17 protein-coding genes are annotated in these 25,968 nt (G+C 61.0%); 11 read left to right on the forward strand and 6 right to left on the reverse strand.

All coding sequences use genetic code 11. From position 1 onward, the window contains the following. Positions 1–12 precede the first annotated feature (12 nt). Positions 13–204, forward strand: a complete 192-nt coding sequence (locus tag JNO51_RS16725; RefSeq protein WP_215779575.1) for a DUF2892 domain-containing protein — start codon at positions 13–15, stop codon at positions 202–204. Positions 205–231: 27 nt separating this feature from the next. On the opposite strand, the gene JNO51_RS16730 is transcribed toward JNO51_RS16725, so the two are convergent. The 3 genes from JNO51_RS16730 to JNO51_RS16740 form a co-directional block, all read right to left on the reverse strand. Continuing rightward, positions 232–1,653: an MATE family efflux transporter gene (locus JNO51_RS16730; RefSeq protein WP_215779577.1), complete on the reverse strand. Its 1,422-nt coding sequence runs from the start codon at positions 1,651–1,653 to the stop codon at positions 232–234. Positions 1,654–1,802: 149 nt separating this feature from the next. Beyond that, entirely contained in the window at positions 1,803–2,339 is a 537-nt protein-coding gene (locus JNO51_RS16735; protein WP_215779579.1) for a DUF4337 domain-containing protein, read from the reverse strand. Between the two features lie 30 nt (positions 2,340–2,369). Beyond that, complete coding sequence (locus tag JNO51_RS16740) at positions 2,370–3,197, reverse strand: undecaprenyl-diphosphate phosphatase (protein WP_215779581.1); 828 nt, start codon at positions 3,195–3,197, stop codon at positions 2,370–2,372. Between the two features lie 141 nt (positions 3,198–3,338). Between JNO51_RS16740 and JNO51_RS16745 the strand changes: the two genes are divergently transcribed. The 7 genes from JNO51_RS16745 (at position 3,339) to JNO51_RS16775 (ending at position 16,699) form a co-directional block, all read left to right on the forward strand. Then, a complete protein-coding gene (locus JNO51_RS16745; protein ID WP_215779583.1) occupies positions 3,339–4,439 on the forward strand; it encodes a cation diffusion facilitator family transporter in 1,101 nt (366 codons plus the stop codon). A gap of 153 nt (positions 4,440–4,592) precedes the next feature. Then, entirely contained in the window at positions 4,593–5,807 is a 1,215-nt protein-coding gene (locus JNO51_RS16750; RefSeq protein WP_215779586.1) for an MdtA/MuxA family multidrug efflux RND transporter periplasmic adaptor subunit, read from the forward strand. Next, positions 5,804–8,872 (forward strand): MdtB/MuxB family multidrug efflux RND transporter permease subunit, encoded by a 3,069-nt coding sequence (locus JNO51_RS16755; protein WP_215779588.1) that lies wholly within the window; start codon positions 5,804–5,806, stop codon positions 8,870–8,872. Before JNO51_RS16750 ends, JNO51_RS16755 begins: the two co-directional genes overlap by 4 nt. Then, positions 8,869–11,967, forward strand: coding sequence for a multidrug efflux RND transporter permease subunit (locus tag JNO51_RS16760; RefSeq protein ID WP_215779590.1), 3,099 nt, complete (start codon positions 8,869–8,871; stop codon positions 11,965–11,967). Before JNO51_RS16755 ends, JNO51_RS16760 begins: the two co-directional genes overlap by 4 nt. Positions 11,968–12,024: 57 nt before the next feature. After that, complete coding sequence (locus tag JNO51_RS16765) at positions 12,025–13,440, forward strand: efflux transporter outer membrane subunit (protein ID WP_215779592.1); 1,416 nt, start codon at positions 12,025–12,027, stop codon at positions 13,438–13,440. A gap of 205 nt (positions 13,441–13,645) precedes the next feature. Beyond that, positions 13,646–15,376, forward strand: a complete 1,731-nt coding sequence (locus tag JNO51_RS16770; protein WP_215779595.1) for an ABC transporter permease subunit — start codon at positions 13,646–13,648, stop codon at positions 15,374–15,376. 30 nt (positions 15,377–15,406) lie between these two features. Then, positions 15,407–16,699, forward strand: coding sequence for an AAA-associated domain-containing protein (locus tag JNO51_RS16775; protein ID WP_215779597.1), 1,293 nt, complete (start codon positions 15,407–15,409; stop codon positions 16,697–16,699). A gap of 6 nt (positions 16,700–16,705) precedes the next feature. Here the strand turns inward: JNO51_RS16775 and JNO51_RS16780 are convergent, their stop codons facing one another. Further along, positions 16,706–17,155: a PliI family lysozyme inhibitor of I-type lysozyme gene (locus JNO51_RS16780; RefSeq protein WP_215779599.1), complete on the reverse strand. Its 450-nt coding sequence runs from the start codon at positions 17,153–17,155 to the stop codon at positions 16,706–16,708. 501 nt (positions 17,156–17,656) lie between these two features. Here JNO51_RS16780 and JNO51_RS16785 point away from each other — a divergent pair. Further along, entirely contained in the window at positions 17,657–19,291 is a 1,635-nt protein-coding gene (locus JNO51_RS16785; RefSeq protein ID WP_252346131.1) for an NRAMP family divalent metal transporter, read from the forward strand. A gap of 39 nt (positions 19,292–19,330) precedes the next feature. On the opposite strand, the gene JNO51_RS16790 is transcribed toward JNO51_RS16785, so the two are convergent. After that, complete coding sequence (locus JNO51_RS16790; protein ID WP_215779602.1) at positions 19,331–21,478, reverse strand: bifunctional diguanylate cyclase/phosphodiesterase; 2,148 nt, start codon at positions 21,476–21,478, stop codon at positions 19,331–19,333. Positions 21,479–21,485: 7 nt separating this feature from the next. After that, a complete protein-coding gene (locus JNO51_RS16795) occupies positions 21,486–23,246 on the reverse strand; it encodes an ATP-binding protein (protein ID WP_215779604.1) in 1,761 nt (586 codons plus the stop codon). 489 nt (positions 23,247–23,735) lie between these two features. On the opposite strand from JNO51_RS16795, the gene JNO51_RS16800 reads away from it, so the two are divergent. Both JNO51_RS16800 and JNO51_RS16805 read left to right on the forward strand, forming a co-directional pair. Then, on the forward strand, positions 23,736–24,872 hold the full coding sequence (locus JNO51_RS16800; protein WP_215779606.1) for a histidine decarboxylase: 1,137 nt from the start codon (positions 23,736–23,738) through the stop codon (positions 24,870–24,872). Between the two features lie 64 nt (positions 24,873–24,936). Continuing rightward, positions 24,937–25,968, forward strand: a complete 1,032-nt coding sequence (locus tag JNO51_RS16805; protein WP_215779610.1) for an ATP phosphoribosyltransferase regulatory subunit — start codon at positions 24,937–24,939, stop codon at positions 25,966–25,968.

The raw sequence follows: 25,968 nt of genomic DNA on the forward strand, positions 1-25,968 counted from the left end.
GGAGTAAGCAGCATGCAACGCAATGTAGGCAAGGCAGAGCGCATCATCCGGGTCCTGATCGGCGCCGGCATCGTCAGTCTGGCGCTGTTCGGCCCGCAGACGCCCTGGGCCTGGTTCGGACTGGTACCCTTGCTGACCGGTCTTTCCGGCTGGTGTCCTGCCTACTGGGCACTGAAACTCAGCACCCACGAAGAAACCCGCTAAAGGTTGTTCAAGGCAATCGATGGCCGTTCACAGCTTGCGCTGCGAGGATTGCAGCTCATGCGCTACCCGGCGGAAGCGCAGCATCAGCAGCACCGTGACCACGCCCAGGCCACTGGACATGCCTGCCCAGACCCCCATCGCGCCGATCAGATGATGTGACAGCCACCAGGCCAGCGGCATGCCGATGCCCCAGCAGCCAAAGGCAAAGATCACCAGGGTACTGTGAGCGTCCTTGAGTGCGCGCAGCACCCCGCTGGCAATCGTCTGCCAGCCATCGAAGATCAGCAGCAGTGCTACCATCGGCGTCAGCGTCACCGCCACGGCGCGGGCCTCCTGAGCCCCGGGATGACTGAGTGGCAGAAACAGCGCCAGCACCAGTTGCGGGAACAGCAGCAGAATCAGCGACATCAACCCGCCCCACAGCACCGCCAGCATCTGACCGAGACTGCCCAGATGGCGCACCCGGACGAAATCGCCGGCACCGGCCGCCTGCCCCACACACATCGACGTGCCCTGCATCAGCCCCATGGGGATGATGAAACAGGCAATCACCATCTGCATCATGCTCTGATGCGCAGCCAGATCGGCGGTGCCCAGCGCACCCATCAGATAGGCGGCGGCGGAAAACAGCCCACTCTCCATCGCCAGCGTGCCCGAGGTGGGAATGCCGAGCTTCAGCAGCGGCCGGATCGTGGTCAGGTCACATCGCTCCAGACCGGCAAACAGCTGATAGCGGGCAAAAACCGGGTTCTTCACAATGACCAGCATGAAGGTCAGCCCGGTGTAGGCGTAAGTGATGACTGAGGACACGGCGATGCCATTCAGGCCCAGACCCGGCCATTGCCCCACGCCCTGGGACAGCACAAAGCCGATCACGGGAGCGACAAACAGCGACGAAACCGTGATGAAGGGGACCGGCCCCGGATTGCTGATGCCGGAGGCAAAGCTGCGCAGGGTCAGAAACAGAATGCTGAACGGCATGCCCCACAACAGGATGCGCAGAAAGCCGGCGGCACGGTGTGCATTATCGGCCTGCTGGCCAAGCAGCAGCATGATGGGCTCGGCATGCCACAACAGCGTGCCGATCAACAGGCAAAGCAGGGTACTGACCAACAGACCCGCCCGCGTGGCAGCCACCACGGCACGCCGATCGCCACGGCCATGCGCCAGGGCCACCAGATTGCCTGCCGCCGAGGTGATTCCCACAATCAATACCAGACAAAAGAAGTAGCTGGAGAGCGCCAGAGCGCCACTGGCCAGCTGCTCCGGGCCAAGCCGTCCCATCAGTACCGAGTCGATGAACATGATGCCGATTTGCGCGGCCTGCGACAGGATCAGTGGCGCTGACATGGTGATAATCGGTCGCAATTCGCCAAACCAGACACGGGTGTGCCCCAGGCCAATCGGACGCAACAACGAGAAAAACAGATTTTTGACCAGCACCAGCATGCTTCACCACCAACGGATTTATTTTGTATATGGATATTCAAACAGGATACAGATTATGCCGGTGACTGGCAAAAACGGGCTGGAAATATCTGAAAGAAAAAAGAAAAGAGCCGGCTGTGCCGGCTCCTTGCCAATGACAACCATCTGATTCACATGAACAGGAAAAAGCCATCAGCGAAATACAGCAGACCCAGCAAGCCGACCGGCAGTGCGGCAAACCAGATCTGGCGCTGCTTGAACAAACCGGCAATCGAGGAAATCAGGATCGCTACCTGCAGGAAAATCACGGCCACGCCAAATGGCCGGCCCTGCTGCTGGGCATGATCTCGTGCCGCTTCCAGCGCCCGTGCCTGCTGCATGATCTGGGCTTTCTCGCCGGTGTATTTGGCGATCTTCTTGTCGTACTCGGCCATTTTGTCCTGATAGACCTTGCGTGCGGCGGCCGGCGCATTGGACGGCAGGGCATCCAGCGTCACTTTCAAGGCATCGCGGTTCACCTGATACAGATCCCCCTTGATGGCCTTGGCCTGATAAAACGCCCACTGATCTGAAGCCTGCGCCTGACTGATGACACTCTTGGTGGAATAGCCGCCCCCCTTGAACGTCGACAATGTGGCGGCTACGGCAAAAATCACCGTGGTCAGCGCCAGATAATTGAGCCAGGGCTCCTTCTTCTCTTCAGCCATAAAACATCACACCTCGGATAAAACGATTGATTACGGAAGTCGCAGCAACAACCCGACCAGCCCCAGGCCGATGCAATACCAGCCGAATGGCCGCAGGGCCTGAATCTCGTGCTTGTTGAAATAGCGCATCAGCGCCCAGGTGCTGAGATAGGCACAGATGCCGGACAGCAGACCACAGCCCAGCGCCAGGCCAATGGCAATCTGGCTGCCCTGATGCAGCAGCTTCGGTACTTCCAGTACGCCGGCCGCCAGAATGATCGGCGTCGCCAGCAGAAAGGAAAACCGTGCGGCGGCGGCATAGCTCAGGCCTTCGTTCAGACCGGCAATCAGCGTCACGCCGGAGCGCGAAATCCCGGGGATCAGCGCCAGCGCCTGAATCAGGCCGATTTTCAGTGAGCCGAAGAAGCTCAGCTCATCCAGCGAACGGCCTCGGCCTCCCCGGCGCAACATGTCACCGGCAATCAGGATGATGCCGTTGATGATCAGTACCACCAGCACCAGCGTGGTCGAACCGAACAGGGCGCGCAGTTTTTTCTCCAGCAACAATCCGATCAGCCCGGCCGGCAACGTCCCCCCTACCAGTAGCCAGACCAGGCGTGATTCCGGCGTCACCGGGCGCCCGCCGGCACGCACAAAACCGCCCAGCAGGTCCAGCCAGTCGCGGCGGAAGTAAACCAGCAAGGCCAGCGCTGTGCCCAGATGCAGCATCACCATAAAGGCCAGAAAGGCGGGATCCTCACGATTCAGCCCCCAGTGCAGCAAGTCGGGCAGTACGACACCGTGACCCAGGCTGCTCACCGGGAACAGCTCACTGATCCCCTGCATGATGGCAAAAAGAATGGCATGGATGGTGGACATGGAATTCCTGACATTAGGCAAAACAAGCAATGGGCGATTATATGTCAGTGTTAAATATTTACGATAATTTAAGCTAATGAGATATACATCAGCCAACTGCTACAATCAGACGTCTCCTTCCCTTGCAGAGGCCGGTGTGTCATGAGCAGCGACAAGCAACAGGCCGCACGACTGAGTACCCAGGTCAGTGTCGTGGTCAATCTGCTGTTGACTTGCGGTCAGATCCTCACCGGCGTGCTGGCGCACTCCAGTGGCCTGATCGCCGATGGCATTCACTCCCTGTCCGATCTGCTGGCCGATTTTGTCGTGCTGATCGCCAATCGATACAGTCACAAGGCCGCTGACCAGGATCACCCCTACGGCCATTTCCGTTTTGAGACCGCCGCCTCGCTGGTGCTGGGCACCCTGTTGCTGGTGGTCGGGGCCGGCATGTTGTGGAGTGCCGGCCACAAACTGCTCGATCCGGCCCTGATCCCGCGCGTTCATCTGGTGGCCCTCTGGGTGGCACTGGTGGCCTTGCTGGCCAAAGAAGGCCTGTTCCGCTACATGCTGCTGGTAGCGCGCCGGGTGAACTCGGGCATGCTGACGGCCAATGCCTGGCATGCCCGTTCCGATGCGGCGTCTTCGCTGGTGGTGGCGGTTGGGATCATCGGCAACCTCAGTGGCTGGCCATTGCTGGATCCGCTGGCTGCCGGGGTGGTTGGCCTGATGGTGGCACGCATGGGCTGGCATTTCGGCTATGACGCCCTGCAGGATCTGATGGATCGCGGGCTGGCTCCCGAACAGCTGGCGGCGATGCGCCAGACGCTGTTGCAGACCGAGGGGGTGGTAGATGCCCATGACCTGCGCACGCGGAAAATGGGCGACTCGGTCATCGTCGACGCCCATTTGCTGGTGGGGGGGCATATCAGTGTCTCCGAGGGGCACCAGATCAGCCTGCGGGCACAGCAGCGCCTGATGCAGGCGTTTGATCTGACCGATGTCACCATCCATATTGACGCCGATCAGGAGGATGGTGGTGCCAATCTTGCCCTGCCATCCAGGCAGTCGGTGCTGGCGCCCTATGCCGCGGCACTCGGCGCTCAGGCGGGTCTGTTACAGCAGGCGTGGTTGCACTATCTCGACGGCATGATCGAAATCGAATTGCGTCTGCCGGTCGACCAGGCCGGCCTGGTCGATCGACTGCGCGCGGTGCCGCTACCGCCCCATGTTTCGGCCGTGCGGATTTACCTGGCCGTCTGAACGCGGTTTCACGTGAAACCGCATAGTTGGTGCAATTAAAGAATGTTAATCAAGCAGGGTCATTCTCGCGCAATCCGCACATAACACCGTCATGATGCTCAGTTATCATTTCAGCATCTTCAACCTGTCACGCCGCCTTGAGCCGTTATCGATATGTCCGCTACCCCTCAGCAGGGAAATCCCGTCCTGTTCAAGCAAAAGAAATTCTGGATCCTGATGTTGCTGGTATGGCTGGTCGGCGGGCTGATCTGGCATCAGTCCGCCAGCCCGTCCGGTGATCGCCAGCGCAACAAGCCGTCGACGCAAGTGGTGACCGTGGCCAGCGTGGTCAGTCGCGACATGACGATCTATCTGACCGCACTGGGGACGGTGACGCCCAATAATACGGTCACGGTGCGCAGTCGGGTCGACGGGCAACTGATGAAGCTGGGATTCTCCGAGGGGCAGATGGTCAGGCAGGGGCAAATGCTGGCGCAACTCGACCCGAGACCTTTCCAGGTAGCGCTGACTCAGGCGCAAGGACAACTGGCGCGTGATCAGGCGCAGCTGAAAAATGCCCAGATCGATCTGGCCCGCTATCGCACCCTGCTGGCGCAAAACTCGATTTCACAGCAGCAGGTCGCGACGCAGGAGGCGCTGGTAGCGCAATATCAGGGCACAGTGACCAGTGACCGCGGGGCGGTCGATAACGCCAGACTTCAGCTGAGCTACAGCCAGGTGACGGCGCCGGTCTCCGGACGTGTCGGTCTCAAGCAGGTTGACCTGGGCAATATCGTGCATGCTTCGGACAGCAACGGCATCGTGGTCATCACCCAGATGCAGCCAACCAACGTCTTGTTCTCCCTGCCGCAAGACCAGGTTGCCCGCGTGTTGCCCGCGATTCGCGCCAACGCCACGCTGCCGGTGGATGCCTATGACCGCGACAATCGCACCAGGCTGGCCAGCGGGCGCTTGCTGACCGTCGATAATCAGGTTGATACCACGACGGGCACGGTCAAGCTCAAAGCGGTCTTTGCCAATCAGGATAACGCGCTGTTCCCCAACCAGTTTGTCAACGTGCGACTGGGCACCGAAGTGCGCAAGGGCGCGCTGGTGATTCCGCTGGCGGCAATGCAGCGCGGGCAGCCGGGCATCTTTGTCTATCTGCTGCAGCCGGATAATACGGTCACGCTGCGTGTGATCGAGCCCGGGCCGAGTGAGGGCGATCAACTGATCGTGAATCGCGGACTGAAAGCAGGCGACCGGGTGGTGACCGATGGCATGGATCGCTTGCGCGAAGGGAGCAAGGTCAGCGTGGCCACGGCCAGCCCCGAGGCGGCAGGTGCTCAGGGCAAGCCGCACAAGCATGACGGAGCCCGCAACGGATGAACCCGTCCCGCCTGTTCATTCTGCGTCCGGTGGCGACCTCGCTGGCCATGCTGGCGATCCTGCTGGTCGGGCTGATGTGCTACCGCTTCTTGCCGGTTTCCGCCTTGCCGGAAGTCGACTATCCGACCATCCAGGTGGTCACGCTCTACCCCGGTGCCAGCCCGGATGTGATGACCTCTTCGGTGACCGCCCCGCTGGAGCGGCAGTTCGGCCAGATGCCAGGACTGGACCAGATGACCTCGTCCAGCTCCGGCGGCGCCTCGACCATTACGCTGCAGTTTGGCCTGGAAGTCGGCCTGGATGTGGCCGAGCAGGAGGTCCAGGCGGCCATCAATGCTGCCTCCAACCTGTTGCCCTCGGATTTGCCGGCTCCGCCGATCTACAGCAAGGTCAATCCGGCCGACACCCCCATCGTCACACTGGCCATCAGCTCGAAAACCCTGCCCCTGCCGACCCTGACCGATCTGGTGGATACCCGTCTGGCACAGAAATTGTCCCAGGTGCCGGGCGTGGGTCTGGTAAGTATTGGCGGCGGTCAGCGTCCGGCGGTGCGTATCCGCGTCAATGCACCTGCTCTGGCGGCGACGGGTCTGAGTCTGGACGATGTGCGCACTGCCGTCGGCAATGCCAACGTCAATCAGGCAAAGGGCAGCTTTGACGGGGCCCTGACGGCATCGACCATCGATGGCAACGATCAGCTGACTTCGGCCGACGACTATCGCCAGCTGGTGCTCAGTTACAAGAACGGCGCACCGCTGCGTCTGAGCGATGTGGCCTCGGTCGAGAGCGGAGCGGAAAACAATCGTCTGGCGGCCTGGGCCAACGAGACCCCGGCGGTGATCCTGAACATCCAGCGTCAGCCCGGTGCCAACGTCATCGAGGTGGTCGATCGCATCAAGCGGCAACTGCCGCTGCTGCAGGCTACCCTGCCCGGCAGTGTCGATGTTCGTGTGCTGACCGACCGCACGGTCACGGTGCGCGCCTCGGTGGCTGACGTGCAGTTTGAACTCCTGCTGGCCGTGGCGCTGGTGGTGATGGTGATTTTCCTCTTCCTGCGCAGTGTGCCGGCGACCATTATCCCGGGCGTGGCGGTGCCCCTGTCGCTGGTGGGCACCTTCGCTGTGATGTATCTGGCGGGTTTCAGCATCAATAATCTCACCCTGATGGCGCTGACCATTGCCACTGGCTTTGTGGTCGACGACGCCATCGTGATGATCGAGAACATCGCCCGTTACATTGAGGAGGGCGAAGCGCCCTTTGCCGCCGCGCTCAAGGGCTCGCAACAGATTGGTTTCACCATCATCTCGCTGACCTTCTCGTTGATCGCTGTGCTGATTCCACTGTTGTTCATGGGCGATGTGGTCGGACGGCTGTTCCGCGAGTTTGCCGTCACCCTGGCGGTGTCGATCCTGATTTCGGCCTTTGTGTCGCTGACGCTGACGCCAATGATGTGCGCCCGTTTGCTCAAGCATGTGCCGGAAGAGAAGCAGGGCTGGTTCTATCATGCCAGCGGCCAGTTCTTCGAGCGGGTGATTGACCGCTACGGCCGCATGCTGCGCTGGGTGCTCGACCGGCAGCGCCTGACCTTGCTGGTGGCTTTCGGCACTTTGCTGCTGACCGGTTTGCTTTATGTCTGGGTTCCCAAGGGTTTCTTCCCGCAGCAGGATACCGGTGCCATTCAGGTCATCACCGAGGCGCCGCAATCCATCTCGTTCTCGGCCATGGCACAACGCCAGCAGGCCGTGGCCCGTGTGCTGTTGCAGGACCCGGCGGTGGAGAGCCTGTCCTCGTTCATCGGGGTGGATGGCAACAATCCGACACTGAATAACGGTCGCATGCTGGTCAACCTCAAGCCGGAAAACCGGCGCGAGGCGCTGAGCACCATCCTGCCACGCCTGTCCGACCGGCTGGCGCAGGTGCCGGGCATCGACAGCTATCTGCAGCCCGTGCAGGACCTGACCATCGATTCCGGCATCAGCCGCTCGCAGTATCGCTTCATCCTGCAGGCGAATACTCAGGAGGATCTGAGCCTGTGGGTACCGAAGCTGGTCAGCCGGCTGCGCCAGGATGCGCAACTGAAGAACGTGGCCAGCGATCTGCTCGATCGCGGTCTGCAGGCCTATCTGTCGATTGATCGTGATAGCGCTGCCCGACTGGGCATCACGCCGGCGGCCATCGACAATGCCCTGTACAACGCGTTCGGTCAGCGGCAGATTTCCACCATCTTCACCCAGACCAGCCAGTATCGTGTGGTCCTTGAGCAGCGTGCCGGTGAAGTGGGGCTGGCGCAGCTCAATGCCGTCTACCTGCCGACGGCCAGCGGGACACAGGTGCCGTTGTCGACCGTCGTGCACGTCGAGGAGCGCAATACCCCGCTGACGGTCAACCACCTGGGACAGTTTCCTTCCGCAACCATTTCCTTTGATCTGGCCCCCGGTGCCTCCCTTGGTAAAGCGGTGGAAGCCGTGCAGCAGGCCGAGGCCGATCTGGGGTTGCCGCTATCGATCCAGACCCACTTCCAGGGGGCGGCGGCGGCCTTCCAGGCCTCCTTGTCCAATACCCTGTGGCTGATCCTGGCGGCCATCATCACCATGTATATCGTGCTGGGGGTGCTGTACGAGAGCACCATTCACCCGGTGACCATTCTGTCCACCCTGCCCTCGGCCGGTGTCGGTGCGCTATTGTCCTTGCTGGTGTCCGGTAATGACCTGGGGGTGGTGGCGATCATCGGTATCGTGCTGCTGATCGGCATCGTCAAGAAGAATGCCATCATGATGATTGACTTCGCCCTGGAGGCGGAGCGGGTTCAGGGCATGGCACCGCGCGAGGCCATCTACCAGGCCTGCCTGCTGCGTTTCCGCCCGATCCTGATGACCACCATGGCGGCCCTGCTGGGCGCCTTGCCGCTGATGCTCGGTACCGGGGTCGGGTCGGAGTTGCGTCATCCGCTGGGTCTGACCATGGTCGGGGGGCTGCTGGTCAGCCAGGTGCTGACCCTGTTCACCACGCCGGTGATCTACCTGGCGTTTGACCGCTTGTCGTCCCGCTGGCGGAAACCGGCATGAACCTGTCCTCTCCCTTCATCCGGCGTCCGATCGGCACCGCCCTGCTGACCCTGGCGGTGGTGCTGGCCGGGACGCTGGCATTTAAACTGTTGCCGGTCTCGCCGCTGCCACAGGTTGATTACCCGACCATCTCGGTTTCGGCCAAACTGCCCGGCGCCAGCCCGGAGACGATGGCCTCCAGCGTGGCGACCCCACTGGAACGCTCGCTGGGCCGCATTGCCGGTGTCAACCAGATCACCTCCACCAGTGCGCTGGGCTCCACCCGCATCACGCTGCAATTCGACCTCGACCGTGACATCAATGGCGCGGCACGCGATGTGCAGGCAGCCATCAATGGTGCGCGTGCCTTGCTGCCCAGCGGGATGCCGAGTAATCCGAGTTATCGCAAGGTCAACCCGTCCGAAGCGCCGGTGATGATTATCGCGCTGACCTCCAGGGCTTTCAGCAAGGGGCAGATGTATGACATCGCCTCCACCATGCTGGCGCAGAAGCTGGCCCAGGTGCCTGGCGTGGGCGACGTCACGGTCGGCGGCAGCTCCCTGCCGGCCGTACGGGTCGAGTTGCAGCCCCAGGCCCTCAATCAATATGGCATCAGCCTGGAGCAGGTGCGCACGGTGCTGACGGCCAACAATGCCAATCGCCCCAAAGGGGCGCTGGAGGATGGCGACAAGCACTGGCAGATTCTGGCCAACGACCAGTCGGTACAGGCCAGCGATTACCAGCCCTTGATCATCCACTATGGCAATGGTGCTGCCGTACGGCTGAGCGATGTGGCTCAGGTGGTCGATTCCGTGCAGGATCTGCGCAACGCCGGCTCAGTCGACGGCAAGCAGTCGGTCCTGCTGGTGGTGACCCGCCAGCCGGGTGCCAACATCATTGACACCGTCGACCGGGTCCGTGCTTTGTTGCCACAGCTGCAGGCCTCGATCCCCCAGGGGATTCAGCTGGACGTGCCGCTTGATCGTACGCCGACCATCCGTGCTTCGCTGGCCGATGTCGAACGCACCCTGCTGATCTCGGTCGCCCTGGTGATCATGGTGGTGTTCCTGTTTCTGCGGAACGGCCGTGCGACGCTGATTCCCGCCATTACCGTGCCGGTGTCGCTCATCGGCACCTTCGGCGTGATGTATCTGGCCGGCTTCAGTCTCAACAACCTGTCGCTGATGGCGCTGACCATTGCCACCGGCTTTGTGGTCGATGACACCATCGTGGTACTGGAGAACATCGCCCGGCATATCGAGGAGGGCATGAGCCCGATGGCGGCGGCCTTCAGGGGGGCTCGAGAGGTAGGTTTTACCGTGTTGTCGATGAGTTTGTCGCTGATCGCGGTATTTATCCCTATCCTGCTGATGGGGGGCATCATCGGGCGCCTGTTCCGCGAGTTTGCCATCAGTCTGTCGGTAGCGATCCTGATTTCGCTGCTGGTGTCGCTGACCACCACGCCCATGCTGTGTGCCCGCTGGCTCAAGCCGCATGATGCCCAGGCCCGGCACGGCTGGCTGATTGACTGGGCTCAGCGCGCCTTGCTGTGGATGCAGCAGGGCTATCGCCATACGCTGACCTGGGCACTGGCGCACGGTCGTAGCATGATGCTGTTGCTTTTGGCAACCATATGCCTGAATGTCTACTTGTATCAGGCTGTCCCAAAAGGGTTTTTTCCCCAGCAGGATACCGGCAGACTGATGGGTATGCTGCGTGCCGACCAGCAGACGTCCTTCCAGGCCATGAAGGTCAAACTGGACCGATTCATGACGATCGTGCGGCGCGACCCGGCCGTGGCCTCGGTGGTCGGCTTTACCGGAGGGGCACAACTCAATACTGCCAATATGTTCATCGTGCTCAAGCCGTTGTCTGAGCGGCATGACAACGCCGAGCTGGTGATTGCCCGACTGCGCAAGTCACTGGCCCATGAGCCGGGAGCCACCCTGTTCCTGCAGTCGGTGCAGGATATCCGCATTGGTGGTCGTGCCAGCAATGCCCAGTATCAGTACACCCTGCAGGGGGACGATCTGGCGACATTGCGCGAATGGGAGCCGAAGGTGCGGCGCGCCATGATGCGCTTGCCAATGCTTGCCGATGTCAACTCTGACCAGCAGGACAAGGGGCTGCAGACCACCCTGGTGTTTGACCGCGATACCATGGCGCGACTGGGCGTCACGCAGAAGGCGGTCGACAGCACCCTCAATGACGCCTTCGGCCAGCGGCAGGTTTCAACCATCTATCGGCCGCTCAACCAGTATCACGTGGTGATGGAGCTGGCGCCGCCATACTGGCAGAACCCGGACGCCCTGCAGTGGATCTATGTGCCCTCGACCAGCGGCAAGATGGTGCCGCTCTCGGCCTTCAGCCGCTATCAGCCCGGCAACACCGCGCTAGCGGTCAACCATCAGGGCCAGTTTGCCGCCGTGACCATCTCCTTCAACCTGCCGGTCGGGGTGTCGCTCAGCGATGCGACCAAGGCGATCGACAGCACCATGCACCAGATCGGCCTGCCATCGTCCATTATCGGCAGCTTCCAGGGCTCGGCCGCTGCCTTCCAGAGTTCCCTGTCCACTCAGCCCTTGCTGATTCTGGCGGCCATCCTGGCGGTGTATATCGTGCTGGGCATGCTCTACGAGAGTGTCATCCACCCGCTGACCATTCTGTCCACCCTGCCATCGGCGGGTGTCGGCGCTTTGCTGGCGCTGCTGGTGTGCCAGACCGAATTTAGCGTGATTGCCATGATTGGCGTGCTGTTGCTGATCGGTATCGTCAAGAAGAATGCCATCATGATGATCGACTTTGCCCTTGAGGCAGAGCGCCAGCAGGGGCTGTCGACGCGTGATGCCATCTTCCAGGCCTGCCTGCTGCGTTTCCGGCCGATCATGATGACCACCATGGCGGCACTGTTCGGCGCCATACCGCTGGCGCTCGGCCACGGTGATGGTGCCGAGATGCGCCAGCCGCTGGGGATTGCCATCGTGGGTGGCCTGGTGGTCAGCCAGGCGCTGACCTTGTACACCACGCCGGTGATTTATCTGTATCTGGATCGTTTCCGACTGTGGTGTCAGGCCTGGCGCCGCCGGGTGCCGGCACCTGCAGAAGCGGACAATTGACATGAACTTAGTGATTGAGCGAAGCAATATGATGGACCGGACAACGAGGACGCAGGCATGAACAGGCGCTGGCTGTGTGGTTTGAGTGCATTGGCGCTGGCCGGTTGTGCCGTGGGGCCGGACTATGTGCGCCCCCAGGTGGTCATGACCAGTCAATACAAGGAAAGCCAGGGCTGGCAGCCCGCTGCGCCGGCAGATCATCTGGCCCGGGGGGCCTGGTGGGAGGTGTTCAATGACCCGGACCTCAACCGGCTGGAGACCGAGCTCAATGCCGCCAATTTGAGTATTGCGCAGGCCGAGGCTCAGTATCGGCAGTCGACGGCCCTGCTGCGCGAAGCCCAGGCCGGTTTTTTCCCTACCATCGGCGCCTCGGCGGCTGAATCGACCGGTCGCAGCGTCGGCAGCGGTAATGCGGCCAGTACCATCAGCACCTCTTACAACGCGGCACTGAGTGCCAGTTGGGAGGTCGATTTGTGGGGACAGGTGCGGCGTAATGCCGAGGCCGGGCAGGCCAAGGCCGAATCCAGTCTGGCCAGTCTGGAAAATGTAAGGCTCAGCGCCCAGGCTCAGCTGGCGATTGCCTATTTTCAGCTGTATGTCGCAGATGCCCAGAAACGCTCGCTCGATGACAGCGTCGCCGCCTACCAGCAGCAACTGACCATTACCCGCAATCGCTACGCGGCCGGCGTCGCCGGACAGGCGGACGTGGCTCAGGCTCAGAGCCAGTTGCAGACTCTCCAGGTCCAGGCGATCGACAAGGGCCTGCAGCGCGACAAGCTGCAACATGCCATTGCCGTCCTGATCGGTCGCTCGCCGTCGGATTTCGACCTCAGCCAGCGTCAGACCCGGCCGCATGTGCCAACCATTCCACCGGGCGTGCCCTCGGATCTGCTGCAGCGTCGTCCGGACATTGCCGCCGCCGAACGCCTGGTGGCGCAGGCCAATGCCCAGATCGGCGTGGCCAAGGCCGCCTGGTTCCCATCGCTGACCCTGGGGGCCAGTGGTGGGTATCGCAGCAGTAATCTGGCCGACTGGTTTACCTTGCCCAGCCGTGTCTGGTCGGTCGGGCCGACCCTGGCGGCCACGCTGTTTGATGGCGGCTTGCGCAGCGCACAAAGCGATGCTGCCCAGGCCAACTATGACCAGACCGTGGCGGCTTACCGCCAGACCGTGCTGAGTGCCTTCCAGGATGTCGAAGATAACCTGGCCGCCTTGCGCATTCTCAGTCAGGAGGCCGAGTTGCAGCACCAGGCGGTGCTGGCGGCGCGCCAGTCCGCGCAGATCACCTTCAATCAATACCAGGCCGGTATTGCCAGCATGCTCAACGTCGCGCAGGCGAATGCCACGCAACAGGCCAGCGAGCGCAGCGAGTTCGACATCCTCAACAGTCAGCTGACCGCAGCGGTCGGTCTGATCAAGGCGCTGGGCGGTGGCTATCAGGTCGGACACAGCAGCGATTCTGCCGCTCGCTGACGGGGTTCCCTGCCGGCGACAGATCGGCGAAAATAGCGGGCCAGCATCAAGCTGGCCCGTTTTTCATGCCAAAGCGTCGAAATGTCATCGAAGCAGGCTAGACTGTCAGATCGAGCCCGGCTCGAGTCCGGGTCCCGTCGCTTTGGCCGTTGAACCTTGTTTATCCAGAGGCTGATATGAATAACAACATGCTGGGAGTCGGTCGATGCGTCTGATCTTGCCGCCGCTCTTCAACGCCTCCGCGCGGCGTTTGCTGCCCAATCGCTGGGATGTCATCGCCTTTCCGCTGATCCTGAGTCTGATCGTACTGGGCAGTACCGGCTTCCACGAGACGCTGGCCCCGATGTCGACGCTCAAGACGCAGGCGATTTCGCTTGATCCGACCAGTCTGCCGGAGTACTCACTGCGCACCATCCTGCGCATGCTGGCCGCCATGGTGGCTTCGCTGCTGTTTACCCTGGTGTACGGCACCCTGGCCGCCAAGAGCCGGCGCGCGGAAAAAGTGCTGATCCCGATCCTCGATATCCTGCAGTCGGTGCCGGTGCTGGGTTACATCTCCTTCACCGTCACCTTCTTCATCGCCCTGTTTCCAGGACGGGTGATCGGTGCCGAATGTGCGGCGATCTTTGCCATTTTCACCAGCCAGGCCTGGAACATGACCTTCAGCTTCTACCAGTCGCTGCGCACGGTGCCGCGCGATCTGGTCGAAGTGTCGCAAGGCTTCCAGCTGACCGGCTGGCAGCGTTTCTGGAAGCTGGAAGTCCCGTATGCCATGCCCGGCCTGATCTGGAACATGATGATGAGCATGTCCGGCGGCTGGTTCTTCGTGGTGGCGTCCGAGGCGATAACCGTCGGCAACAACACCGTCACGCTGCCCGGGGTCGGCTCCTATCTGGCGCAGGCCATCGCTGAAGGCAATCTGACGGCGGTCGGCTGGGTGATTCTTACCATGACGGTCGTTATCCTGGCCTACGACCAGCTGCTGTTCCGCCCGCTGGTGGCCTGGGCGGACAAGTTCCGCTTGGAAGATACCGCTTCGCAGAATGAGCCGGAGTCCTGGCTGCTGGACATGATCCGTCGTACCCGCCTGATTCAGGCCCTGCTCAAGCCCTTTGGTCTGCTGATCACCGGTGTGGCCCGCATGCCCCTGCGCCTGCCGCGACCGACCGGCGGCAGCGCGGCCCCCTCGCGTGGCAACCGCTACGGCGACTGGCTGTGGAATGCGCTGGTACTACTGGGGACCGCCTATCTCAGCTGGCGCGTGCTCAGTTACGTCGCCAGCGAAGTCAGGCTGGGGGATGTCTGGCATGTCATCACCCTGGGTCTCATCACCTTGCTGCGCGTGACCATCCTGATCCTGCTGGCTTCGCTGGTGTGGGTACCGCTGGGCGTGCTGATCGGCCTGCGTCCGCGTCTGGCGGAGAAATTTCAGCCGCTGGCACAGTTCCTGGCGGCCTTTCCGGCCAACTTGCTGTTTCCGGTCTTCGTCATTCCCATCGCCTACTTCGGCGCCAATCCCGATATCTGGCTGTCTCCGCTGATCGTGCTGGGCACGCAGTGGTACATCCTGTTTAACGTGATTGCCGGCGCGACGGCCTTCCCGAATGATTTCCGCGAAGCGGCCGCCAATTTCCGCATCCGCGGCTGGCAGTGGTGGCGCAAGGTGATCCTGCCGGGGATCTTTCCCTATTACGTCACCGGCGCGATTACCGCCTCCGGTGGCGCCTGGAACGCCAGCATCGTGTCGGAAATGGTGCAATGGGGACATATCAAGCTCAAGGCGCATGGCCTGGGGTCCTATATTGCCGAAATGACGGCTGCGGGCGATTTCCCGCGCATCATCCTGGGGATCGCCGTGATGTCGCTGTTCGTCGTGCTGTTCAACCGCTTGCTGTGGCGCCCGATGTACGCCTATGCCGAAAACCATCTGCGTTGATCGACAGCTTACTCTGGAAGAATGCAATTTATGGAAAACACCAATTCAACCATTCTCGAAGCGCGCGAAGTCTGCTGCGGATTTGAAAAGGCACAGGGTGAGCTCAAGGTTCTCGACGGCGTCAACCTGACCCTCAAGGAGGGCGAGATCGTCGGCCTGCTGGGTCGTTCCGGCTCGGGCAAGTCCACCCTGCTGCGCATCATCGCCGGCCTCATCAAGGCGACGGAGGGCGAGGTCAGCTATTGCGGCAAACCGGTAGACGGCCCCGTTGAAGGCGTCTCGATGGTGTTTCAGACCTTTGCCCTGTTTCCCTGGCTGACGGTGCTGGAGAACGTCGAGGCCGGACTGGAGGCGCTCGGCGTGCCGGCCAAGGAGCGGCGCGAGCGGGCGCTGAAGGCGATCGACCTGATTGGTCTGGACGGCTTTGAAAGCGCCTACCCGCGCGAGCTGTCCGGTGGCATGCGCCAGCGTGTCGGCTTTGCCCGTGCCCTGGTGGTCAACCCTACCCTGATGCTGATGGACGAGCCGTTCTCCGCACTGGACGTGCTGACCGCCGAAACGCTGCGTACCGATCTGCTCGACCTGTGGAACGATGGCGGCCTGCCGATCAAGTCCATCCTGATCGTGACCCACAATATTGAAGAGGCGGCGTTCATGTGCGATCGCATCATGATCCTGTCCTCGAATCCGGGACGGCTGATTGCCGAGGTGAAGGTGCCGTTTGCCCATCCGCGCAATCGCCTGGATCCGGCCTTCCGACAGTTCGTCGACGATATCTATGCCAAGATGACGCGCCGCCCGCAGACCGATGCCCAGCGCAAGGTCGGTCTGGAACTGCGCAGCTGGCTGCCGCAGGTATCGACCAACCTGATTGCCGGTCTGATCGAGACGCTGGCTGCCGCACCCTACAATGGCCGTGCGGACATGCCGGAAATCGCCCAGCAATTGCACATGGAGGTCGACGATCTGTTCCCGGTGGCGGAATTCCTGCAACACCTGGGCTTTGCCGAGATTTCCGAAGGTGACATCACGCTGACTTACTATGGTCGCCAGTATTCCGATTTCGGCACGCAGGAGCGCAAGCAGCTGTTCGCTGACTGCCTGTTGCGCGGCGTGCCGCTGGCCGCCCATATCAAGCAGGTGCTGAACGAACGTCCGAAGCAGCGCGCGCCGCGCGATCGCTTCAAGCAGGAGCTGGAAGACTATCTGAGCGACGAGGCCGCAGAAGAGACACTGGACTCCGTCATCAACTGGGGCCGTTACGCAGAAATCTTCTCCTACGATGACCAGGCCGAAATGTTCGGTCTGGAAGATGTCGCCTGAACGCCCTTACTGACCGCAGGCGGCGGGCGCATACAGCGCCTGCCGCAACGCGGTGCCCAGATTGCTGCGCGGCCTGAGGCCGCGCACACAAGTCCGCAACGTCAGATGCGTTTCACCAACGCTGTAGGCATCAGCCGCCAGATAACCGCCACTGCCGGCGCTTTGCATGGTGACCACCACCATGGGCGCGTTGTGCGGGTCGAGCCGCATCACACTGACCCTGGACAGGGTGCCATCCCGCGGGCGGATCAGCCCACTGAGAAAGTTGTCGAGCGCGAAGGCCGGGGTGCTGGCTGGGGCATACAGGCGGATGCTGTAACTGCCGATGGATTGCGGCTCGCCTTGACCGCTCGCCACGACCACGGTTTGTCCCGACGCCAGCCTCACGGTGTGCGGGGCCGCCACGGCCGTTGTCATGGTCAGGAGGGCCATCAGGCCGGACTGCCAGTGTTTCACGTGGAACGCCTTTCTGTCATCGCTGGTCAAGTATTGCGATGAATCAATAGATGTGAGGTGAATATTTAAGACTTTTCTTAATTCATGGCTATAATTCGCCCGTTATCAATGACATAAGGGCTCCGACGTGGGCAGTAGTTCCCAGAGTTGCATGCTGGCTTGGGCCAGCGAAGTACTGGTGAGTTAGCCACGCACGGCCTTTCCCTGCCGCTGACTCGCTGCAACGGGTTAGCGCGCTTCGAGTACCGGTCAGCATGACCGGCTGCATCACCCCCAGCGCTCTACACATATCGGATCACTGAAATCAATCCGTCGGGATGGATGGGGGCCGCTGTGCCCGACCTCTCATCCTGACAATGCCTGGTATGAGCCAAGGATCGACGATGGGTCGCCGGGCTTCCATTCGCCACATCCGTACGCCGGGAGTGGCGAATGGAAGCGTGTTCGGCCATTTGCCATCAGGATTCTGCCACCAGGCGCCATACCGGTCTGGAGAGAACGATGGACATGAGCAAAAACGACGCCAATGCAGCCGTGCTGGACAGCGCACACCTGGGCGATATTCAGGGGGCGCTGGGTACCATCCGGCATGATGATCTGGCGGCTCGTCGTGGTTGGCTGGCCAAATTGAAAACCTTGCTGGCGATTCTGGGGCCTGGACTGATTGTGATGGTCGGTGACAACGATGCCGGTGCCTTCAGTACCTATACCCAGGCTGGCCAGAATCATGGTACTGCCCTGCTGTGGACCCTGGCGCTGCTGATCCCGGTGATTTACGTGAATCAGGAGATGGTGCTGCGCCTGGGGGCGGTGACGCGTGTCGGCCATGCCCGCCTGATTCTCGAACGTTTCGGCAAGTTCTGGGGCGCTTTCAGCGCCATCGATCTGTTCCTGCTCAATGCCCTGACCATCGTCACCGAGTTCATCGGTATCAGCCTGGGCATGGACTATCTCGGTGTGCCCAAGGTGCTGGGCGTGGTACTGGCCGCCTTGCTGATCATGGGCTCGGCGGCCACGGGTGATTTCCGTCGCTTTGAGCGCTTTTCGCTGTTGCTGGTGGCGGGCAGTCTGATTCTGGTGCCCATCCTGGTCATGATTCATCCGCCAGTCGGCCAGATCGCTCATGATTTTCTGGTGCCGCAAATGCCTGCCGGAGGCAAGACCGCCGATGTCATGCTGCTGGTCATTGCCATTGTCGGCACCACCGTGGCGCCCTGGCAGTTGTTCTTCCAGCAGAGCTATATCATCGACAAACGCATTACCCCGCGTTTCATCAAATATGAGCGGGCCGATCTGTGGCTGGGGATCGTGCTGGTGATCGTCGGGGCCGTCGCCATGATCGCCTTTACCGCCCAGGTGTTCACGGGGCATGCCGAATTCGGCCACTTTCAGGATGCCGGTGCCGTGGCGCAGGGGCTGGGCAAGTATTATGGCCGCCTGCCCGGCGTGCTGTTTGCCATCGCCCTGATCGATGCTTCCCTGATCGGTGCCATGGCGGTGTCGCTGTCGACTGCCTATGCCCTGGGCGACGTCCTGAGTCTCAAGCATTCGCTGCATCGCAAGCCCACCGAAGCGATCGGGTTTTATGCCATGTATTGCGGGCTGATCGTGCTGGCCGCCGTGCTGGTGCTGTTGCCGGGGGTGCCACTGGGTCTGCTGGTCAATGCCGTTCAATCGCTGGCCGGGGTGCTGCTGCCCAGTGCCACGGTGTTCCTGCTGTTGATGTGCAATGACCGGGCAGTGCTGGGGCCCTGGGTCAATTCCCGCCGCACCAATGTCTTCACGTCTTTGATCGTGGCCTTGCTGGTGCTGATGTCGGTCATTTTGACCGCCGCCGTGCTGTTTCCCGATCTGTCCGAGCACACGATCCTGACCATCCTCATCACGGGGGGCGGCGCCAGTGTACTGATTGTGCTGCTGGGGCAGCTCATCGGCCTGCGCCAGGAAGCCAGGCAAGGTTCGATGCCCATCGCCCGGCCGGATTCGGCCGAATTGTATGGTTGGCGCATGCCGGCGCTGGCCAATCTGCCACCCATGGTGATGTCCGGACGCAGCAAGCTGTGGATGGCCTTGTTGCGTGGCTACCTGCTGCTGGCCATGGGCATGGTGATTTACAAGGTGGTGGTGTCGATCTAGGCACCTGACCGCAGGGCGAATCACTTGTTCTGCGGGTCGCTAAGGTCTCTGAGACCCGGTGTCGCCGACTCGGCGTGCCAGCTCGGCCAGTTGCTCCGGGGCCATTGGTCTGGCACAGAGAAAGCCTTGTACATAGTCACAGCCCAACTGGCGCAACAGGTTTAGCTGGGCGATGGTCTCCACCCCCTCGGCAACCACCTTGAGTCGCAGGTTATGCGCCAGCTGAATGATGGAGGCGGTAATGGCCGCATCCTTTTCGCTGGTGTCGATGTGGTCGATGAACGATTTGTCGATTTTCAGCGCATCGATGTCAAAATCCATCAGATAGGCCAGCGAAGAATAGCCGGTACCGAAGTCATCGATCGAAAGCCGCACCCCCAGTTCGCGCAATTGCTCCAGCACCTGATGATTGTCGCTGGTGTTTTCCATCAGGATCCCTTCGGTGACTTCCAGCTCCAGCAAGCAGGGGGGAAGTGCATTGTCCTTCAGGATGCGCGCCACCGTGGATACCAGTTGCGGATTGCCAAATTGCCGTGGCGAAAGATTAATGGCGACCGGACAGTCGTCGGGCAGGACGGCCGCCTGTTGCCAGAGGCGACGTTGCCGGATGGCCGTTTCCAGCACCCATTCCCCCACACGGTTGATCAGTCCGGTCTGCTCCATCAGGGGAATGAAGACATCCGGCTGTACGGTGGTATTGGCTCTGCGCCAGCGCATCAGGGCTTCCAGGCCGATCAGCCGCTGGCCATCGACATCGAACTGCGGCTGATAATCCAGATAAAACTCATGCTGATCCAGACCGCGGCGAATGCCCTGCTCCAGCAGCATGCTGGCCTGCGCACGCGCATTCAGTTCCGGGGTAAAGAATTCGAAGGTATTGCGCCCCAGGCTTTTGGCGCGATACATGGCCAGATCGGCGGCCAGCATCAGATTGTCGGTATCGCTGCAGTTGTCGGGGAACAGGGCAATCCCGATGCAGGCACCCAATGAGAGGGTGTGATTGCCGAGCTCAAAGGGCGCCTCCAGGCTTTGCAGCAGTTTGCGTGCCACCAGTGCGCCATGTTCGACCTCTTCCAGATCATCGACAATCACCGTGAATTCGTCCCCGCCCAGACGCGCTACCACATCCTTGGCGCGCAGGGCGAGCTGCAGTCTTTGTGCCACCGCCTGCAGGACACGGTCACCCAGCTCATGGCCCAGCGTGTCGTTGATATCCTTGAAATGATCCAGATCGATGAAGAACAGGGCCAGGTGCTGGCCGGAGCGCGCCGCCCGCAAGACCGCTCCGGCCAGCGTCTGTTTGAGGCCATGACGGTTGAGCAGGCCGGTCAGCGCGTCGGTGACGGCCTGTCGGCGCAGTTGCTCTTCCAGTTTCTTGTGATGGCTGATGTCCTGGAAAACGATGACCGAGCCACTATGTTCACCGGGCAGCGGCGCACAGCTCAGTGCCACCGGCAAGGTATCGCCGTCCAGCCGGCGCAGCATGGTGTCGGTGAGTCGCAGAGCACGACGCGATTTCCAGTAGCTATAGAAAACCGTGTTCTCCCAGGCCGGCTCTTGCGCACCATGAACATGGCCGATTTCGGTGAAGTGCAGGCCAAGCAGCCGTTCTGGCTCGGCTGCCAGCAGTCGCAGTGCTGTCGGATTGGCGAAGTCCACTCGGCCATCCGGGGTCAGCCCCAGCACGCCCTCGTCGGCGGCGTTGAGCATCGACTCGTAATATTGTTTTTGTGCCCCCAGCAGCTGATTGACCCGATGCAGGTCGCGCTTGTATTGATCCAGGGCCAGAAACTGTTTGACCTTGCCGCGCAGGATGGCGGCACTGATGGGTTTGAGAATGAAGTCGATGGCACCATCGCGATAGCCATCAATGATCAGTTTTTCATCCCGGGCATAGGCGGTGACAAAAATGGCCGGGACATCACTGGTGCGACGATTCGAGCGCATGGCACGCAGGACTTCGAAACCATCCATGCCCGGCATGCTGACATCCAGCAGGACCAGCGCCACGTCTTCGCTGTAAAGAATTTCCAGGGCGGTTTCACCCGACTCGGCCAGCAGGAGGTTGGCGCCGCACTCCTGCAGGATTGCCTGCAGGACCACCAGATTATCCTGACGGTCATCGACCAGCAGGATCTGTGGGGGGGACGGGGCGGCCAGATGACCCCAGTCAATCGCATCGTTCATGGTGTTCTCATGTCGCAGAGGGTTGCAGCAGCTTGCTGAGCAGCGTCAGCAATGCCTGCCTTTGCACCGGTTTAGCCAGATAGTCATCGGCACCGGCCGCCAGACATTTTTCCCGGTCGCCTTTCATCGCCAGGCCGGTCAGGGCCAGTATCGGTTTGTGAAAACACAACTCCTGCCGCAATGCTGTTGTGGCCTGATAACCATCCAGCACCGGCATCATCATGTCCATCATCACCAGTTCGATATCCGGTTGCTGACGGACGATATCCAGCGCCTCCTGGCCATTGCGGGCCACGCAGACGTTCATCCCGGCCTCTTCCAGCAGGCTGCTCATGGCAAATACATTGCGGATCTCGTCATCGACCAGCAGCACTTTGCGTCCTGAGAGTTCGGGAGGAAGCGCCAGGGGCATATCGGCAGACGATTTTGTCTCGTCAAGCCGGCGCAGGGGCGTGTCAGCCAGTTCGTCGGGCAGCAGCGGCAGTCGCAGGGTGAAGGTACTGCCAAGCTGTGGTTCACTGCGCACCTGCAGGTCGCCACCCAGCAGCGTGGCGAGCTGTCGGGCGATGGCCAGTCCCAGACCCGTGCCGCTGAACTTGCGGCTGGCACTGCCATCCAGCTGGACAAAGGCTTGAAAGATTTCTTCCTGCTTGTCCGGCGGGATGCCGCAACCCGTGTCGGCGACAGAAAAGCTCAGCCAGGGCTCGGCGAATGCCAGGCGTATGTGGATTTGCCCGCCCGCGGGGGTAAATTTGCAGGCATTGGAAAACAGGTTTTTCAGAATCTGATAGGTGCGCTTGAAGTCCAGTACGATGCTATCGGGCAGATCGGGCGCCATCTCACATTGCAGCGACAGCTGGCGTGACTCTGCCATCGGGGCGAAGGCGCGCTGCAGGTAGCTGCACAGCTCCGACGTGAGCATCTGCTCCTTGTGCACCTCCAGTTTTCCCGCCTCGATGCGCGACAGATCGAGAATGTCTTCGATCAGTGCCAGCAGATCACAACCCGACTGATGGATGATTTCTGCATAGTTGATCTGGCGTGGCAGCAAATTGTGTTGCGGGTTGGCACACAATTGTTCGCTGAGGATCAGGATACTGTTCAGCGGTGTGCGCAGTTCGTGCGACATATTGGCCAGAAACTCGGATTTGTAGCGGCTGGCTCGCTCTACCTCGGCCGCCTGGGCGTGAAAACGCCCTTCCACGGCCCGGCGCTCCGAGATGTCGATGATGGAGCTCAATACCATCGTGCCCTTGCTGGTTGCCAGCGGGTTAAGACCGATCTCGACCGGAAAGACGCTGCCATCGCGGCGGCAGGCGAACAGCTCCCGGCCCTGGCCCATGGCACGGCTGGTCATCGCCTGCATGAAGCCCTGGCGCAGCATGACATGCTTGCCTCGCAACGCGGGGGGCAGCAAGGTTTCGACCGGTGCGCCGATCAGTTCCTGCTGGCTATAGCCGAACCACGCTTCAGTGCGGGCATTGAGTGCGGCGATGCGGCCATCGCGGTCGATCACGACGACGGCGTTGGGGATGGCCTCAATGAAAGGGGCCAGACGGGCACGGAAGTGAGCCCAGGATTGCAGACGAAACGACAGCCACTGCAGTGGCGCGGGAAAAATGAGTACCGTCAGCCCGATGAGCAGCTGCAGCCATAACCAGTCATGACGATGACCGACCATCAGCAGGCCGGCGACTGATAGCAGACACAGGATGACCCAGGCGGCAGACAAACGCCCCAGTATGGTGGGTGGTGCTGGACCCGGCATGACGATTCCCTCCCTCCAGGGACCCTCTGAACAAGGGATCTCCCTCGCATTCCTGCCCGGCAGGGCAAGGCCCGCCGGGGAAATCACTTGTTCAGAAGGTGCCGGTCAGGATACGCAGCGACACGAATCAAATTCACCGGAAAGATGCGTTCAGGAGCCTGCGGCGATGGTCATCCAATATGGATAGATATACAGATGAAATATTGACTTAGCCTAATGATATTGCAAGTCATTTTTCCGTCGGCCTGCCCTCTCGGACAGGCGAAGGTGCCCAGTTAGTGTTTCTTGAAAAAGGGGACGGGGTAAAGTTTCGCCCGTCAGGGAAAAAAGTGTGCCTTGAAGGGGAAAAAAGCTCTCTATATCGGGGCATATTTGCCTTGCGTGTCTTTTCAGCGCCGATGAGGGGATTACATTACCCCCTTTCTTGAAAATGCACGTCAGGACCACCTGGAGGAATTCAGGGACGGCTGGCTCCGAAAGGAAAACAAAATGCCTCTGTCCATCGAAAACCAGAACAAGCTGGATGCTTTCTGGGCTCATTGTGTCAAGAACCAGTACTTCAATATTGGTTACCCTGAGTCGGCCGACTTCGATTACGGCAGTCTGGAGCGCTTCATGCGCTTTTCCCTGAACAATTGCGGCGATTGGGGGGAGTACTGCAACTACCTGCTGAATTCTTTCGAGTTCGAAAAAGACGTCATTCGCCATTTTGCCCAGCTGTATCGCATTGCGTTCGATCAAAGCTGGGGTTACGTCACCAATGGCGGCACCGAAGGCAATATGTTCGGCTGCTATCTGGCACGCGAGCTGTATCCGGACAGCACCCTGTTCTATTCGCGTGAAACCCATTACTCGGTAGCCAAGATCGTCAAAATGCTGCGCATCAAATCCCAGGTGGTGGATGCCTTGCCCAATGGCGTAATTGACTATCAGGATCTGATGCGCAAGATCAGCCAGAGTGGTGATCGTCATCCCATTCTGTTTGCCAATCTGGGAACCACGGTCAAGGGAGCGATCGACGACATCGGCCGGATTCAGCGCCTGATGCAACAGGCCGGCTTTGCCCGCGAGGATTACTATATTCATGGCGATGCCGCACTGAGCGGCATGATCCTGCCCTATGTCGACGAGCCGCAGCCCTTCAATTTTGCCGACGGCATCGATTCGATCAGTGTGTCGGGCCATAAAATGATTGGCACCCCCATGCCTTGTGGCGTGGTGCTGGCGCGCAAGGCCAATGTGGACCAGATCTCGGTTGAAATCGACTATATCGCCGCGCACGACAAGACCATCACCGGCTCGCGTAATGGTCATACGCCGCTGATGTTGTGGTACGCCATTCATGCGACCCGGTTTGACGAGCAGAAACGCCGTATCGGACATTGCCTGCAAATGGCCCAGTATGCCGTGGATCGTTTCCAGGCCTGCGGCATTGATGCCTGGCGCCACCGCAACTCGATCACCGTGGTCTTCCCTTGCCCGTCCGAGGCCGTGTGGAAGAAGCATTGCCTGGCGACCTCGGGTGAGTATGCCCACCTGATCACCACGGCCCATCATCTGGATACGCAGGCCATTGATGCGCTGATTGATGATGTCGTGGCCGATCTGGCTGCAGTGGCTGCCTGATCACGGTGGTAAATCTGTCACAATGACGCCAGGAACATGAGTTTGGCGCCAGGAGACGGAGAACATGATAGCCAGCGATGCAGCATATGGCCGTACGCCAGAGGTGAGTCATCTGCGTTACCGGGTCGAAAGCCAGATCCGTACGGTCATGCATCGCTATGGCTATCAGGAGTTGCGCCTGCAGGCGCTGGAGGAGGATGTCCTGCGCGGCGATGTCTCGCCCAGTCTGCGCCCGGATGGCCTGCCCTCTTGCGTGCGCGCGGTGCTCGCCATGCATCAGCCCCCGCGGCGTACCCCCGAACGACTCTGGTTCATCGGCCCGGTGCTCTGGCACAGTCCGCAAGGACCGCGTCAGACCGTGCAGTTTGGCATTGTGACCTTCAATATGCCCACCCCGGCCATCGAGGCCGAATTGGTGCTGCTGGTGCGGGATGTGTTCCGCATGACCGGCCTGGCCCACCTGCTGTCGCTGTCGGTGCACAATCTCGGCTCCTGGCAGGAGCAGGCCCGGTCCGGTGCTCAGCGGCTGGGCGTTGCCAGCCGGCAGCATTTTGCCGAATGGACCCGGCTGCTCGATCAGCTGGGGGTCCGTTGGCAGCCTGCCGCTGATCCTTCGGTCGGCAAGCATTACTTCAATCATTCGGTCTTCGACTGGCGCTGGCGGGATGCCACGCAGGAAGACAGTCTGTGTATCGGCGGTCGCTGCGATGACCTGGCCACCCAACTGAGCGGACGGCCATTGTCTGTGGCCGGTCTGGCCATTGATGTCGAACAACTGATGCAGGTGCTGTGCGAACACCATTTGTCGGATAGCCGTGCGGTGCCCCGGGTGTCGCTGAGGGCAGAAAGCCGTGAGCAGGCGACCGATCTGGTGTTGCTGGGGCATGCCCTGCGTGACCAGCTGCCCGGTTTTCGTATTCGTACCCTGCTGTCCGGCATGGCGCTGGATGAGATCCCTGATCCGGTGGACTGGCGGCTGACCCTGTTGCCGGATGGCCGTTTGTCGGTCTGGTCGCTGGCGCAGGGCCCGCTGGGCATCCTGTCGCAGCCGGCGCTGCTGCAGCGCATGCAGTCCCTGTCCGCTGCGGGAGACTGA

It is taken from the genome of Paludibacterium sp. B53371, assembly GCF_018802765.1.
Classification (GTDB): Bacteria; Pseudomonadota; Gammaproteobacteria; order Burkholderiales; family Chromobacteriaceae; genus Paludibacterium.